Here is a 14,908-nt window from a genome sequence, read left to right as displayed (position 1 = left end):
GAACAGGCCGACACGAAGAGCCCTCGCGGCCTTCCTTCCGGTCCCCGCGCGGTTCGCCGCAGGTCCGGCCCTACCGCCCGTTATCGGGTCACGGCGGCGAGGTGGGCGAGGATGGCCTGATTGGCCTCCCACCCGTCGGGGAACCGGACCGGCACGTCCAGCTGCGGCGCCTCGGTCGACGGGTGGGCGTCCAGCAGTTCGCCGATGCCGGCCCGGGCCACCACCAGGCAGGCCTGCCGATGCCGGGAGGCGAGCACACAGAGCCGCCCCGACTCCAGGTGGAAGGCGGTAGCGTCGCGCCGGCCGGAGAGCGGGTGCAGCACGACCGTCACGTCGTACTCCCGGCCCTGAAGGCGGTTGGCGGTGTCCACGGTGATGTCCGCCCCCGCCTCGCCGAGCTGCGCGCGGATGGCCGCCACCTGGTCGCGGTGGGCGGCACCGACGGCGATCCGGTCCGCGGTCACCGGCGCGCCGCCGGGCGCCTGCTCGCAGACCGCGACCGCGCCGCGCCGCAGCACCCGCAACGCGAGCGCGGCGCACGCGGCGGCGGCCTCCCCGTCGGTACGCAGGGTGTGTCGGGCCGGCAGCTCGTGCAGCGCCCAGCCGGTGGCGGCGGCCGACTCCACCGCCCGGTCGATGGCGTCACCCGGACCGTTCTCGGTGAGGTGAAGTACCCGGTCGGCCGGACCGGTGCCGGCGCGGAAGCCGGTGAACGGGTAGAACGCCCGCGACACGACCGGGGCCGCCGAGGCGGGCAGCCGCCAGGAAACCGGCAGCCGGTGCACCGGCAGGTGCGGGTTGTGGCGCAGCAGCACCGCCACCGCCGACTGCATCGGATCCCAGGTCAGCCCCGCCCACCGGCCAACCTCCACGGTGGAGAACGGGTCGAGCTGCCCCGGATCCCCCACGAACAGGGCCCGTTCGAACCTGCCGGCCACGCGCAGCAGGGCGTCCGAGCGCATCTGGTACGCCTCGTCCACGATCGCCCACGGCCAGCAGCCCTCGGTGACCGTGGCCCACTTGGCGGCCGTACCGATGACCACGGCCGAGGCGGCCAGGTCGGTGACCTTCGCGGCCACCCGGACCTGCGGGTGTGCCAGCACCCGGGGCGACGGCCGGTAGTCGCCCGCGGAGAGCCGCCCCACCCGCAGCTCCGGTGCCTTGGTCGCAAGTCGGTCGATCAGGTCGTCGACCTGCTCGTTCGTCTGCGCAATGATCATGAGCGGCTCGCCGAAGCCCGACCCTCCGGCGGCCAGCTCGATGGCGGCCCGTACCACCAGGGTCGACTTGCCGGCCCCCGGCGGCGAGTCGACCACCACGCCCCGATGCTCGCCTGACCGCAGGTCGGCCAGGACGGCGGTGATCACCCGCTCCGCCTCGACCGCCGGTGGCACCGCCAGCGGCGGCATCAACCCCATCTCCCCCACCGGCCGCACCCTACCGGCCCGACGGCGCTGTCGAGTTGCGGCATCTCGGGGCCTCCCGTTCCCCGGAGGGCAGCGGATGCCGCAACCCGCGCGGCTCAGCTTCACAGGCCCGTCCGACCCTGAGACCGCCCATCGCCGACCTGGATGGTCGCCGGCAAAACCGCGCCCCACCTGGGCAGACGCCACTAGCCTGGTACGGGAAGCCGCGTTGTGGCTCCGTCAGGTGCCGGCCATGCAACTCATGGGGGGTGACCATGCGCGGGCCGAAACGTGGTCCGGTCTGGGCGGCCCAGTTGTGGCTCCACCAACGCCGTCGTCAGTGGCGTATCCGTCGGGAGCGCCAAACTGAACGCAGTCTCCGCCGGCGGACGGAGGGACGCGCCGAACAGCGAATGAGCTGGCGGCACCACCGCGGGCTACGCCGACTGATCATCACGGCGGCCACGATTCTCCTGTTGTGGATGATCGGCTCATTGGTGCTGATGATCCTCGATACCGAGCCGCGATTCCTGCGGATCTCCGGCTGGTGCAAGAACTCGCAGACGAGAGACTACTACTGCGGGCAGGTGGAGGGGTTCGTCAAGGGTCCGCTGATCCTGGCGCTCGGTCTGGCGGTCTTTCTGTTCTGGCGCTACCTGCGGGTCCGGCGCTGGTACCGACGCAACGCCCTCCGCAATCGACGAATGGTTATACCGACCGCCGATCCGGAGATCAGCAGGGTTCGCATCGTCGGGCGCGACGAACTGTGTAAGCTGATCATGCAACGACTCCGCGACGAACACAGCCGTCGTCCGCTGCTCCTGGTCGGTGGCATCGGCACGGGCAAGACGGCGACGCTGGTGCGGCTTTCCGAGATGCTGCTGGCCACGAACGTCATACCGGTCGGCATCGATCTGCGGAACGTCACCTCTCCAGAGAAACTGAACTTCCGCCAACTCGCCCTTGAGCAGTTCGAGAGCACCATCGACGGCCAGTTGCACGGGTCGGCCGAGGCGGACAAGGTGTGGCGGAGGCTGCGGCTGGAGAACCGGGTCGTGGTACTTGCCGACGGCCTGGAGGAGGTGCTCACCGAAGCCGCCCAACCTGCGGACCGGGACAGCGTGCTCAGGGAGGCCTTCCGCCGCGCCACGCGCGATCGGCTACCCCTTGTTGTCGCCTCCAGACCCGACGATCCGCTTCGCGGACTGGACGCACTGCTGCTGCAGCTGGAGCCGCTCGCTCCCGCCGCTGCGCTCGAGTACGTTCAGGCACACAGCCGCCGGTCCGGCGCCGACGAACGGTGGGATCGCATCGCTGCCCTGGTCAAGGCCGCCGACGTCGCTGACTCGCCGTTCTTCCTGCGGGTCATCGGGGAGCTGTACGAGGTCGACCGGCTCGACCGCCTTCCACCCTCAGATCATGGAAGGTCCGCGCTGCGCTGGGTGCTGCTGGAGGAGTGGCGTGACGCCGTCGTCTCAGGCGACCTTTATGAGGATTACGGGATGCCTGCGGCGGAGCGGGCGGAGGCGATCGAGGTACTCTCGGCACTCGCCTGCCTCGGACTACGAGACAACCGGCAGTGGGTTCGAACCACGGAACTCGCCGCAGCGGAGCGGGACCCGAGCGGGCGGTGGATTCTCGCCGAGCTCCGGTCTCGACTGCACAAGCTGGACGCCGGCAACCTGCAAGATGTCGGACTGGCAGAAACCACCGGGAACGCACTGAACATCGTCGTGAAGAGGCAGGACGGCGTACGGTTTCAGCACGGCGTGGTACAGGCGTACCTGGGCGCCCGCTTCCTCCCTGCCGCCCTGCGCGACGACGACGCCTTTCTCGACCACGCGTTCAGAGAGCACAACGGACCCGGCCGGGAGTTGCTGGCCGCCCTCACGCTCTACACCCGCACGGACGGGACTTTGGAGCGCCGCGACGGTAGACGACGAGCGCCCGTTGCGTACGGACGGCTGCTCAAGCTCAGTGACACCGTGCGGCAGACCATCGGGCTGAGCCTCCGCGTCCGGGATGCGAAGTTCACCCGGGACCAGTCGATCAAGCTGGTGCGACGGCTTCGCGGTGCGGCGGTCGCGACGCGGAACCGGACGCGGGCGCTGGAGATGTTCGCGGCGGCGCTGGAGATGGATGCCGCCACCGGCCACGTACAACACCGGAAGCTGGCCGATGCGATCGGTCGCGCCTGGCCGTGCTATCAGGGGGATGGCTCCATCACCGACCGCCCACTCGAAGACGCCAAGATCGCTCTGGTGCACCGCTATGGCGATGCGGCCCACCAACTGCGAGACCACCCGCCGCAGCGCGGCGCGACACGTTGGCGGCAGCCAACGCCGCAGTACCGCCAGCTCTTCCAGATGATGGCAGACGAGACGTCCTATCTACCGCGCCTGGCGGCCGCGCGGGAGATCGCCCGGGGCGGCAATGCCGCGGTCCGCAGCCTGGCCGACTGGCTCGGTCGGCCACCATGGGCGCCCTCCAGCGAGGGACGAGAGCGCCTCGAGGAGCTGCGGACCTGGATCCTGCCACCGCTCTTTCTCTTCACCGAGGCGGAAACCGACCCGGGCAAGAAGGATCTCCAGTCGGAAACGTGCGGAATGCTGCGGCAGCTGGTCCGGCGGCTGGCGACCGATTCTGCCGAGGGCGCCCGCGTTTCCGAGCTGACGTTGGCTCAGGGGTTCCGGTTGGCCGCCAACTGCCGCACCTACCCACCGCACCGCAGCATCTTGATCGAGGAAGCCGAGAAAGCGCTGCGACACTCCCGCTTCTGGTACTCGCACCTGGTTCTCATCCAGGCTCTCACCCTCCTGGCTCTACCCCGTGATCCCGGTGAGCCGTTGCGCAAGCGAGGCCACGGCTCGGACCCGCGCGGACTCGTCAAGTTCTGGATCTCGATCGCCGGCCGAGGGCATCGCGCGCCAGAGGCCGGCGGCGGACGAACTCACCCACTCGTCCGCGCGGCCGCCGACCTGTGCGTCGAGACACTCATCGACCGCCATCCCGAGCGTCATTGCTGGGTCGATGAGCGGCAGATCGTCGGCCGGGTGGGTGCGGTGAGCGCTCATCAGGGCATCCGCCGGCTACAGGATTCCTGGCTGCCACCGTCACATGGTTGGGCCGTCCTCGAACCCCGGGCCCAACGTCTGCTCGCCGACGTCATGCTGCTGATGAATCTCGCCGATCGCGGCAGGGACGCCGACGAGCGGGCGCATCGACTGGGTCGAGCCAGCCGCTCCGACCTGCCCCCGTGCATCACGACCGACCGCAGTGCCATGCGGGTGACGCTGAGCCGCCGTCAGGCCCATGACGTGCAACCCGGTGCCACCTGCATCGACGACTGTCCGTTCCGGCTGTGTCCGCTGCCGCCCAAGGGTGACGAGCTGCCGTACCAGATGGACGAAGCCTTCTGCGCCCATCAGATCGATCTTGTCGGGCATCTGTTCCGCTCATCCGGACGAGCGGACTGGCAGGCGGTCGATCGCGAGGAACTGCGCACGTTCTGGCGCGACATGTCCGAGCGGATGGCTCCCGCCTGGCGTAAGTGACCGCTGCGCCGCCCTGGCCGGTCTGTCGGCTCCGCTGGTGAGCGCGACATGCGGCATGTCGGGCCTTCCACTGAGGCGGAGGGCCCGACATGCCGCAAGGTGCCGCGTTTGCCGTGGGGCAGGGGTCAGTGCACGACGACCGGGGTCTTCGGCTGATCGCCAGGCTGGTCACCGGGCTGGTCGTCGAGCAGGTGTGACCGTTCCCGCCGCCTGGGCAGGAAGGCGGCTGGGATGAACGTGGCCGCCACCAGGGCGAACGCCACCCAGAAGGTGGTGGCGAAGGAGTTGGCGGCGAAGTCCAGCCCGCGCTCGATCAGCGACGGGTCGGGGACCTGCTGGGCCAGCTCCGGCTGCCGCTGGGCGGCGATGGCCAGGCCGGCCTCGGTGACCGGCTCGCCGTTCGGGCCGGTCAGACCGGGGATCGGCCGGGAGCCGTTCAGCTCGTTGGTGAGGATCACCGACATCGTCGCGGCGCCGACGGAACCACCGATCTGCTGGAGGATGTTCACCAGCGTCGAGCCCCGGGCCACCTCGTGCCCGGTCAAGGTCTTCAACGCCGAGGTCATGATCGGCATCATGGTGCCGCCCATGCCCAGGCCCATGACGAACAGCGAACCGCAGATCAGCACGTACGAGGTGTCCGCGTCGAGCTGGGTGAAGGTGAAGAACCCGGCGAGGATGAGCACCAGCGCGAACGGCACCGTCCGGCCGACCGGCACCTTGTCGGCGAGCATGCCGGCGATCGGCATGGTGACCATGGCACCGATGCCCTGCGGCGCCATCAGCAGGCCGGCGTGCAGCGTCGACTCACCGCGTACCTGGAGGAAGTAGCTCGGGAACAGCAGCCCGGCACCCATGAAGGCGATGATGAAGACGAACATGGTCAACGCCGCGATGGTGAGCCGGCGGTTGCGGAACAGCCGCAGGTCGAGCAGCGGGTGCCGAGGCTTGAAGGAGTAGAGGACGAACGCCACCACCAGCACGGCACCGATCACCATCGGCCCCCACACCTCAGAGTCGGCGAAGGTGCCGGCCTCGGGCAGCGTGGAGACGCCGTACAGGAAGAGGGCGAGACCCGGGGAGAGCATCAGCATGCCGAGAAAGTCGAACGACTCGGAGGGCTGCGGGCTGTCCTTCGGCAGGGCCAGCTGCGCGTAGACCAGCGCCACGACGCCGATCGGCAGGTTGATCAGGAAGATCCAGTGCCAGCTCGCCACGTCGATCAGCCAGCCACCGAGGATCGGGCCGCCGATCGGGCCGAGCAGCATCGGGATACCGAGCACGGCCATCAGCCGGCCGATCCGGTTCGGCCCGGCCGCCCGCGTCATGATCGCCATGCCGATCGGCATGAGCATGCCGCCGCCCAGGCCCTGCACCACCCGGAACGCGATCAGCTCGCCGATCGAGTCGGCGGTGGCGCACAGCCCCGAACCGATGGTGAACAGGGCCAGGGCCATCATGTAGAGGCGTTTGGTGCCGAACCGGTCGGCGGCCCACCCGCTGAGTGGGATGACCGTGGCCAGGGCGAGCGTGTAGCCGGTCATCGTCCAGGCGACGCGGGCGTACGAGGCGTCGAACTCGCTCTGGAACGTCGGCAGGGCGACGCTGACCACCGTCACGTCGAGGATCGACATGATCGCACCGAGCACGACGACGCCGGCCACCTTGAGCACCGCGGCGTCGAGCTTGTCCGAGGTCGGGACAGGCTGCGGTGCCGCGACGGATTGCTGTGTCACGAGGTCTCCTGTTGTCGGAATCTGTCCGAGGGACGAGCGGTGGTGGCCGACGTGGCGCCCACGGGCCGGCGCGACGGCGGTGGTGAAGCCCGCACGGCACAGTAGCTCCGCTCTCCGACACTCCGCCGCCCGTTTAGCGACGAGCAGAGCGTTCTGTGAGCATGGCCACGCTCACTCGCCGTCACGGCGCATCGCGGCACGGCCGACTCGCGGTGGTCCGGGCCGGAAGGCGTAGCAGGGCGGAAAACGGGTAGGCGCGGCGGGCGCGGTCGAGGTTGGGCGGAGGGCGGGAAGGGCGGTGCCAGCGTGGCGAAGTTCCTGGTCACGGCGACCTACACGATCCCCGGCATGGCGGGCCTGGCCAAGGAGGGCGGGACGGCCCGGGCCGAGGTGATCGAGGCCCTGATCGAGAACGCCGGTGGTCAGGTCGAGGCCGTGTACTACGCGTTCGGCCAGTTCGACCTGTACGTGATCTGTGAGGTGCCGGACAGCGTGACCGCCGCCGGTCTGGGTATCGCCGTACGAGCGGCGGGCGGCGTGGACGCCCGCATCGTGCCGCTGCTGACCACGGAGGAGATCGACGCTGCGGTCCGGCTACCCGTCACCTACCAGCCGCCCGGCCGGTGACGCGGGTCGGGCCGGTGGCACCTCGCCACCCGACCCGCACCCACGTCACCCCGCCAGGCGCCGCGCCACACCGCCCAGCCGGACGTCCACCGCTCAGCGACGCTCGCCCACCCGGTACGTGACCAGGTTCGGGTCTGCCCTGAGCTGCTTCTGCGTGAACTTGATGGTGTCCCAGCCCTTGCCCGAGTAGAGCCGGGTCTGGTCGGCGTACCAGGGCGAGTTCGGGTTGGCCGACTGCGAGTAGGTCAGCAGCTGCCGACCCGACGGGCCGGCGCGGCCCAGTTCGACCGCCATCACGTACGACGTGCCGTGCCGCACCTTGGGGTAGCCCACCCCGGGCTGCACCTGGTTGATGATCATGTTGAAGACGCCGGCCTCCGCCCAGCCGCCGTGGATCGGGATGCGCTCGGTGCCGCGCGGTTCGGACTGGATGTCGCCGAGGCGGGCGTCCAGCGGGATACCGCCGAGCAACTGGACGGCGTCGGCGAGCGCGGTGCGTACCCGCGGGTCGTCGACGGCCAGCCGGTTCGGTGTGCTGAGCGGGGCGGCCGGGTCGAACGGGTCGGCGAAGCGCAGGCCGCCGGCTCGGGCGAACTCGGTGAACACGTGCGAGCCCCGGCTGCCCAGGTCGACGCGGAGGTCCCAGCGCCGCAGGGCCGCGCAGGCGGCCGCCAGGTCGACGGCGGTGCCGTCCGAGGCGGTGGCCGTGGGCTCGGCCTCGCAGATCCGGACCAGGTCGTCGCGGACCAGTTCGCCGCCGTACGCCCGGTTGCCGAACATCACGTCCCACAGCCGGCCGGTGGTGAACCCCCGGCCGGGGAGCCCGTCGGTGCCGGCGAGGCGCTCCCGTACCTGGTGCACGCCGAGCCGGGTCCGCAGGCTGCGCGCGGTCTGCTCGTCGCCGATGATGCGCGGGTACCCGACCAGCGGCCGAGCCGGGTTGGTCAGCCAGTAGCTGTCGTTGGAGTTGGTCACGTAGTCGCCGCGGACCAGCGTGGGTAGGTTCGCCGGCCCGAGGATGCCGGGCACCGCGGCGTCGCGGTCCCGACCCAGTTCGCACGACGAGCGGGAGCCGTCGAGGACGGCCTGGCCGCTGCTGGCGTACAAACTCTGGAAGGAAGCTGGAATGCACGCGGCCGCGAGCGAGTCGGTGACCCGGGGCACGACGGAGTGGTCGGCGTAGAGGGCCCGGCCGTCCCGGTCGGCGGCGATGACGTTGACCCAGGGCAGGAACTGCCGCCGGTCCAGCACCGACCGCAGCTCACCCACGGACCTGGCCCGGCCCATGGCGAGCCAGCCGTCCAGGGCACGGTTGTTGGTGGCGTTGACGTCGGTGATCGCGTACGCCGTGTCGGTGGTCCAGTCGAAGCGACCCGGCACCACCACGACCGGGCCGAAGTGGGTGTCGTAGAGGGTGCGACTGACCGGCCCGCCGGGGGTCTGCACGGTGACCGTGCGGGCGGTCATCTTCCGGATCCGGCCGTCGTAGCGGTAGCTCGTCGGGTCGCCGGGCGCCAGGGTGAGCCGGTGCCAGACGAAGCGGCGGGCGGTGGAGACGGTGTGTGACCAGGCAACCTTGCCGTTGTGTCCGATCTCGACGAACGGGTCGCCGACCAGGGCAGCGCCCTCCACGTCGTACCGGCCGGGCACCTTCAGCCGCATCCGGTAGAAGCGCTCGTTGCCGTCCCACGGGAAGTGCGGGTTCGCCAGCAGCATGCCGGCACCGCTGGTGGTTGCGTCGCGACCCAGACCGTACGCGTTGCTGCCGACTCCGGCCGGCGCCCCGTCGGCGGCGGTGACCACGGCTTCCGCCTGCGGGGCGCTGACCTTCGCGCCGCTCCCGCCGGTGCCGTTTCCGCTGGCACTGCTCGCGCTGGCGCTGCTTCCGTTGGCGCTGCTTCCGTTGGCGCTGCTTCCGTTGCTGGTGGCGGCGGGCGGGGCGGCGACGACGATGCCGTCGGCGAGCGCGCCGGAGCTGGCCCGGACCATCCGGGCCCAGTTGGCCCGCCAGAGGTCCAGCTCGGTGATCGGACGCACCCACTCCTGCCCGGCACAGGCCGGGTCGTTGATCTTCTTCTTCGCGCCCCGCAGGTAGGCGTTGTAGCCGGCGGCGAAGCCGCGCAGTTGGTCGCGTACCTCGTCGGAGGGTGCGTGCAGGCCGTCGCGCCGACCGACGAGCCAGCGCTCGGCTGCCCGGTCGTCGATCGCCTTCTGGTGGAACAGGTCGCTGCCGACGTTCCGGGTGTCCGCGCCGAACCAGCGGGACCGCTGACCGTTGACGGTGACCATCTGCTCGGCGATCAGGCAGACGTTGTCCTCCGCCTGCGCGTACCCGACGCCGTAGCCGAGGCTGGCGAAGTCACGCGCGGTGATGTGCGGTACGCCGTACGAGGCGCGCTCGATCATGGCCGAGTAGCCCTTTCCATGCCCGACGGCGGCCCCACCGGTCACGGCGAGGCCGGCGGCGACCAGGACAGCGGCGGTGGTTGCGGCGATGAGTGGACGGTGTTTCATCGGGCGGCTCGCTGGTGGTGGTGGCGCATGTGACGTCCTCCCCCGAGATGTGTCCAGGTCCGACCGACGCTAGTAGTGAAATTTGCTCAGGTCACTACCTGGTCGCCCCGGGATCGCGTCGGGGTTGGCCCGCAGGGGCTCCCGCCGCGCGGCTCCGGCCATCCCTGATCGGGTGCCGGCCGGCGACGCCCAGATCGCCGCCACACCACAGCCAGGGATCCGAGCCGGACCGTCCCTACCGGACGGTCCGATCAGGCTGGGGTGGCGCGGAGGCCCCTGACCAGGACTGCGGCCAGGTGGCGGGGGTTGTAGCGAGAGTCGGCTGAGGCGCCGATGCAGAGGTTGCCGACGCCCTGCAGCAGGGTCAGCGGGTCGATCGGGTTGATCTGGCCGGCGTCGACGGCGGCGTCCAGCAGCAACGTGACCGCCGGGAGCAGGTGGTCGAGGAAGTACGCGTGCAGCGGCTCGAAGGCGGCGGCGTCGGAGTGCATCGCCTCGGCCAGGCCGTGCTTGGTGATCAGGAAGTCGACGAACAGGTCGATCCACGCGGTGAGCGCGTCGTGCGGAGTGGGGCTGCTGGCCAGCAGTGCGGGTGCGGCCTGGGCGCAGGACTGCACCTGGTGCCGGTAGACGGCGACGATCAGGTCGGCCCGGGCCGGGAAGTGGCGGTAGATCGTACCCACGCCGACGCCGGCCCGGACGGCGATGTCGCGGACCGGGGCATTGACGCCGGAGTCGACGAAGGCCGCGGCGGCGGCCTCCAGCAACGCCTGCTTGTTGCGCTCGGCGTCGGCCCTCTTCCGGGGAGCCGGTGTTTCGGTGTCGCGGGCCGGCACGGTCCTGTGGCCTCCGTCACGATGACTGGTAAACGGAACGTGGTTCCGTATCGTTTAAGCGGAACGCCGTTCCGTTTCTATCGTCCCTCCTGCTGAGGAGCAACAGTAATGAGCATCCCAGAGCAACAGCCCAGCCCGGTGCTCTCGGTACGGCCGGTGGTGCTGCCGGCACCGACCCGGGGCACCGACCTCCAGGTCCGGGTCACCGCCCCGCTGACCGGGACCGGGCTGCCGATCGTCGTGTTCGCGCACGGCTTCGGCGGAAACATGGACATGTACGCGCCGCTTGTCGAGCACTGGGCGGCCCACGGCTTCGCGGTGCTCCAGCCGACCCACCTCGACTCCCGGACCCTGGCCATCGGCCCGGACGACCCTCGGTACCCGGACATCTGGCGCTTCCGGGTCGCCGATCTCGTCCAGGTCCTCGACTCGCTGGACGTGATCGAGGCAGCCGTCCCTGGACTCGCCGGGCGACTCGACCGCGATCGGGTCGCGGTGGCCGGCCACTCGTGGGGCGGCCAGACGGCCAGCATGCTGCTCGGCGCCCGGGTGCTCGACGCCGACGGCACCCCGGGTGAGGACATGTCCGATCCTCGGGTGAAGGCGGGCGTCCTGCTCGCCACCACCGGCACCGGCGGGGCCGATCTGACTCCGTTCGCGGCCGAGCACTTCCCGTTCATGAGCCCGACGTTCGCGCAGATGACGACGCCCGCACTGGTCGTCGCGGGCGACCAGGACAAGTCACATCTGTCGGTACGCGGACCGGACTGGTTCACCGACCCGTACTTCCTGAGCCCTGGGCCGAAGAGCCTGCTCGTCGTGTCCGGCGGGGAGCACTCGCTGGGCGGCATCCCCGGCTACCACGTCACCGAAACCACCGACGAGAGCCCGGAACGGGTCGCCCTGGTCCAGCGCGCCACCACGGCGTACCTGCGCAGCGCGCTCATCCCGGGCGACCCGGCCTGGACGCAGGTGGACCCGGGAGCCCTGGGCCGGATCGAGTCCCGATGATTCCCGGCCATTGATATTCATGCATCAAGCTCTCTAGCATGCGCACTATGCGTGCTCGTCGGGTAACCCTGGCCGCAGTCCTCGGCATCGTGCTCGGGCTCTCCGGCGCCGCCGTCGCCCATGCGGCCGACGATCCGATCCTGACCGCCCCCGGCGCACCGGTGGTGGTGGCGAACGAGCCGCACCGGCTCACCCTGACCTGGTCACCGTCGACCTGGATCGGCGAGCCGGGCGGGACGCCCATCCGGCACGAGGTGCGGGCCTGGCTCGGCCCCAACACCTACCGCAGCCTCGGCACCACCACCGGCGGCCAGCTCACGCTCACCGACCTCGCACCAGGCACCGAATATCGACTCACCGTCTGGGCGTACACCGACGGCGGGTACTCCCTCGACTCGCCGGTCACCCCGGTCCGCACCGCGTACGGGAAGGCGCGGGTCAGCTACCGGAACCTGAGCTGGTCGCCGACGGACAACCAGATCCAGCACGTCCTCCAGGTCATCAACACGGGCACCGCCCCGCTCGACCTGGCGGACGTGCGGGTCCGCTACCACGTGACGTTCGAGGGCGGGAACACCTCGCTGGTCACCAACTGCGACTGGGCGGCGATCGGCTGCGCCAACGTGCACCGCCACATCCAGTTCTTCCCGCCACCGTTGCCGCCGGGCCCGCCGGCTGCGCCGGTCTCGCCTCCCCCGACCTCGGCAACCCCGTCGCCCCTGCCGCCGACGCCCACGCCGACGGTCTTCCCGCCGCCGGGTACGCCGATCCCCGGCTGGATCGAGCTGACCTTCACCGGCGGGGAACTGGCCCCCGGCGCGTCGACCGGACCGATCTACCTACGCCACCACCGCCCCAACTGGACGGCCATCGACGAGCGCGACGACCTCAGCTGGCAGCAGGCCACCGGCGAATGGGCCGACATCAGCCGGATCACCCTCGACGTCGACGGCATCCGCGAATACGGCGACACCTACGCCTGAACCAAGCGACAGCCGGCACGACGGTCAGCCGGAGATGGGCCCGGTCGACAGCACTCTCATCGGTCGATGATCCTCCACCCGGCCGGAACACGGGCGCGCATCGACGGCGGGAACTTCTCCGCGTGCGGCTGCGCCCTCAGCAGGGCTCGCGTGCCAGATGGCCATCAGTCGCGGCGAGCGGGGTCCGTCATGCGATGAGCAGGAGCACGCTGATCGCCAGCGTCACCACTGCGGCAGTGCCGTGGATCCCGTAGGCGGCCGCCTTGGGCCCGCCGCTGCGAAGCACGATCAGAGCATCACCGAGGGGAATGAGGGTGACGGCCAGCACGAGCCAGCCCAGCAGGCGAGTTGTCCCGCCGACCAGCACGATGAGGATGAGGAGCCCGGTGGCTACGTCCCGCACGACCTTGACGGACAGCCAGGCGTGGAAGGTGCGGTCCTCGGCCGATGTGCCGGGGATACCGAAGTCGACCGCGACCTTTGGCGCCCAGAACGCACGGACGCCAGTGAGGATGCCAGCCACGCCGATCAATCCGGCCAGCGCAGTGGCAATGTTGCCAACCATCGGCACGCATCTCCGCTTCGCGATCAACAAATGTCATGGAACTTCGATTTGCGTCAAAGCCATTGAGCACTGTAGACAGTTCGTGCGATACAGCGTTCCCACGAACGGCCACTCTCGGCGGCCAGATCTCCCGCACCACTCGGCCGACCGCCAGCGACGCCGCGCGACTGCGGCAGAACATCCGCGATGATCGTTACAGCATGTGCGATTCACGTACGACGATGAGGCCGATCAGGCGGCGTCCGCTACCGATTGCACGATGGCAAGCGATCATCGCCACGGAATTTGATTAGGCAAGTAAATCCGCTCGGCGGGTATTCCAGCCGCGCGGAGTCGTTCCCGGGCAACATCGAGCATGGCGGGTGGACCGCAGACGTAGACATTCTGGCCGGGGCGATAGCGGCAGAACGCGTGGGTCAACGCGTCGCCCTGTTCGGCGGGGGCGACTAACGGGTCGTGGGAGAAGGCCGGGACCACGGTCAGCCAGGAATGGGCTTGGTCGAGCCTGTCCAGGGCGATGGCGTCGTAGAGGTCGGCGATGGTGCGTGCGCCGACGATCAGGGTCACCCGATGGTCGTGCGGGGCGGCGGCGACCTGCTCGACCAGAGAGCGTAGCGGGGCCAGCCCGGTCCCGCCGGCCACCAGCAACAGGTCCCGGGACGCGGCCGGCCCTGCGCCGGCCCGCTCCGCCCCCGCCTCGGCCGGCCACCGGACACGGCTCAACTCCGAACTGGCGGGCAGGCGGGGACGGGACGGATCCGGGGTGGCGGGCAGGCTGAGGCCGATGTCGACGGGTGGGCCGAGGTGAAGGAGGTCGTTGGGGCGTACCTCGTGGACGAGGCTGTGGGAGACGGTGCCGGCGGGGACGGCGCGGACGTGCAGTTCGACGGTGCCGTCGGGGCGTGGGGCGTTGGCCGGGCAGTACCAGCGCCACCGGCCGGGGTGGCGCGGCACGCAGACCGGCACCGCCTGGCCGGGGTGGAACGGCAGCCGCCGCGAGGGGCGTACCGTCAGGATGACGATGCCCTCGGCGGCCAGATCGCGGCCGACGACCTCGGCCAGCCAGAACGCTGGCCCGCCCCCCACGCGTGCGGCGGCACGCTCGACGAGCGCCCAGGCCCGGCGCCACCGTCGCTCCCAGCTGACCTGTGGTGGGCACAGTCGTGGCGCGACCGGCGCCAGCGCGGCACCGATCAGCGGGCCGTGCTCGGGTCGCAGCCGGTACCGGCGGTGGACCCGGCCGAGCACCGCCAGCAACGCCAGCCGCCCGGCCCGGTCACCGCCGCCGCCGACCAGACGGGCCAGCGCGGCGACGACGAGCGCCGCCACCCGCTCCGGCAGCAGCCCTGGGCAACGTTGCTCCAGGCCGGTCCGGAAGCTTGCGGCAACCTGACTGACCGTCTGCCTCACCGCCACGCCGACCGCCGCCACGTGGATCGAACGCGAGGCCCCGGCATAGCAGACCGGGTATCCCGCCCGGGTCAATTGGCGGAAGCCCGGTGAGCCCCGAGCCACATCCGCCGGCCACCACCGTCGCCGTCGTGCCCGCCACCGCCTTCAAGCATCGCCACCGCAATCACGACGAGCGCCGCACGTCGTGGCTGGGCTTGTGCCGCACCTTCGACCAGTAGCTGACGAGTTCGGAAGACACGCCCTGGCCACCTTCCGACAACGCG

The 14,908-nt window shown here is 70.6% G+C and carries 11 protein-coding genes; 5 read left to right on the top strand and 6 right to left on the bottom strand.

The genetic code is table 11. The features are described 5' to 3' along the window. Positions 1 to 80: 80 nt before the first annotated feature. Complete coding sequence (locus tag SM447_RS00455; RefSeq protein ID WP_474571215.1) at positions 81 to 1,418, bottom strand: AAA domain-containing protein; 1,338 nt, start codon at positions 1,416 to 1,418, stop codon at positions 81 to 83. Between the two features lie 401 nt (positions 1,419 to 1,819). On the opposite strand from SM447_RS00455, the gene SM447_RS00450 reads away from it, so the two are divergent. Next, entirely contained in the window at positions 1,820 to 4,960 is a 3,141-nt protein-coding gene (locus SM447_RS00450; protein WP_474570705.1) for an NACHT domain-containing protein, read from the top strand. A 125-nt stretch (positions 4,961 to 5,085) separates the two neighbouring features. Here the strand turns inward: SM447_RS00450 and SM447_RS00445 are convergent, their stop codons facing one another. Beyond that, positions 5,086 to 6,696, bottom strand: a complete 1,611-nt coding sequence (locus SM447_RS00445; RefSeq protein WP_474570704.1) for a DHA2 family efflux MFS transporter permease subunit — start codon at positions 6,694 to 6,696, stop codon at positions 5,086 to 5,088. Between the two features lie 306 nt (positions 6,697 to 7,002). Here SM447_RS00445 and SM447_RS00440 point away from each other — a divergent pair, with 306 nt between their 5' ends. Continuing rightward, a complete protein-coding gene (locus tag SM447_RS00440) occupies positions 7,003 to 7,323 on the top strand; it encodes a GYD domain-containing protein (RefSeq protein ID WP_474570703.1) in 321 nt (106 codons plus the stop codon). A gap of 93 nt (positions 7,324 to 7,416) precedes the next feature. Here the strand turns inward: SM447_RS00440 and SM447_RS00435 are convergent, their stop codons facing one another. Together SM447_RS00435 and SM447_RS00430 are read right to left on the bottom strand one after the other, a co-directional pair. Beyond that, on the bottom strand, positions 7,417 to 9,837 hold the full coding sequence (locus SM447_RS00435; RefSeq protein ID WP_474570702.1) for an acylase: 2,421 nt from the start codon (positions 9,835 to 9,837) through the stop codon (positions 7,417 to 7,419). A 251-nt stretch (positions 9,838 to 10,088) separates the two neighbouring features. Further along, on the bottom strand, positions 10,089 to 10,673 hold the full coding sequence (locus SM447_RS00430; RefSeq protein ID WP_474570701.1) for a TetR/AcrR family transcriptional regulator: 585 nt from the start codon (positions 10,671 to 10,673) through the stop codon (positions 10,089 to 10,091). A gap of 108 nt (positions 10,674 to 10,781) precedes the next feature. Between SM447_RS00430 and SM447_RS00425 the strand changes: the two genes are divergently transcribed. Beyond that, a complete protein-coding gene (locus SM447_RS00425) occupies positions 10,782 to 11,684 on the top strand; it encodes an alpha/beta hydrolase family protein (protein WP_474570700.1) in 903 nt (300 codons plus the stop codon). 47 nt (positions 11,685 to 11,731) lie between these two features. Beyond that, on the top strand, positions 11,732 to 12,667 hold the full coding sequence (locus tag SM447_RS00420; RefSeq protein ID WP_474570699.1) for a cellulose binding domain-containing protein: 936 nt from the start codon (positions 11,732 to 11,734) through the stop codon (positions 12,665 to 12,667). A gap of 187 nt (positions 12,668 to 12,854) precedes the next feature. On the opposite strand, the gene SM447_RS00415 is transcribed toward SM447_RS00420, so the two are convergent. Next, positions 12,855 to 13,232 (bottom strand): DUF4267 domain-containing protein, encoded by a 378-nt coding sequence (locus SM447_RS00415; RefSeq protein ID WP_474570698.1) that lies wholly within the window; start codon positions 13,230 to 13,232, stop codon positions 12,855 to 12,857. Between the two features lie 270 nt (positions 13,233 to 13,502). After that, complete coding sequence (locus tag SM447_RS00410) at positions 13,503 to 14,648, bottom strand: FAD-binding oxidoreductase (RefSeq protein ID WP_474570697.1); 1,146 nt, start codon at positions 14,646 to 14,648, stop codon at positions 13,503 to 13,505. An 83-nt stretch (positions 14,649 to 14,731) separates the two neighbouring features. On the opposite strand from SM447_RS00410, the gene SM447_RS00405 reads away from it, so the two are divergent. After that, positions 14,732 to 14,863 carry a hypothetical protein gene (locus tag SM447_RS00405; protein WP_474570696.1) on the top strand — a complete coding sequence of 44 codons (132 nt, stop codon included), beginning with the start codon at positions 14,732 to 14,734 and terminating at the stop codon, positions 14,861 to 14,863. The last annotated feature ends 45 nt before the right edge of the window (positions 14,864 to 14,908 follow it).

It is taken from the genome of Micromonospora aridisoli (genome assembly GCF_056150025.1).
This window is presented reverse-complemented; position numbering and strand designations above follow the sequence as displayed.

Excerpts from the sequence above, each read along its gene's own strand:
- SM447_RS00455 (WP_474571215.1), bottom strand. The coding sequence starts at position 1,418 with ATGGGGTTGATGCCGCCGCTGGCGGTGCCACCGGCGGTCGAGGCGGAG.
- SM447_RS00450 (WP_474570705.1), top strand. The coding sequence starts at position 1,820 with ATGAGCTGGCGGCACCACCGCGGGCTACGCCGACTGATCATCACGGCG.
- SM447_RS00435 (WP_474570702.1), bottom strand. The coding sequence starts at position 9,837 with ATGAAACACCGTCCACTCATCGCCGCAACCACCGCCGCTGTCCTGGTC.
- SM447_RS00425 (WP_474570700.1), top strand. The coding sequence starts at position 10,782 with ATGAGCATCCCAGAGCAACAGCCCAGCCCGGTGCTCTCGGTACGGCCG.
- SM447_RS00420 (WP_474570699.1), top strand. The coding sequence starts at position 11,732 with ATGCGTGCTCGTCGGGTAACCCTGGCCGCAGTCCTCGGCATCGTGCTC.
- SM447_RS00415 (WP_474570698.1), bottom strand. The coding sequence starts at position 13,232 with ATGGTTGGCAACATTGCCACTGCGCTGGCCGGATTGATCGGCGTGGCT.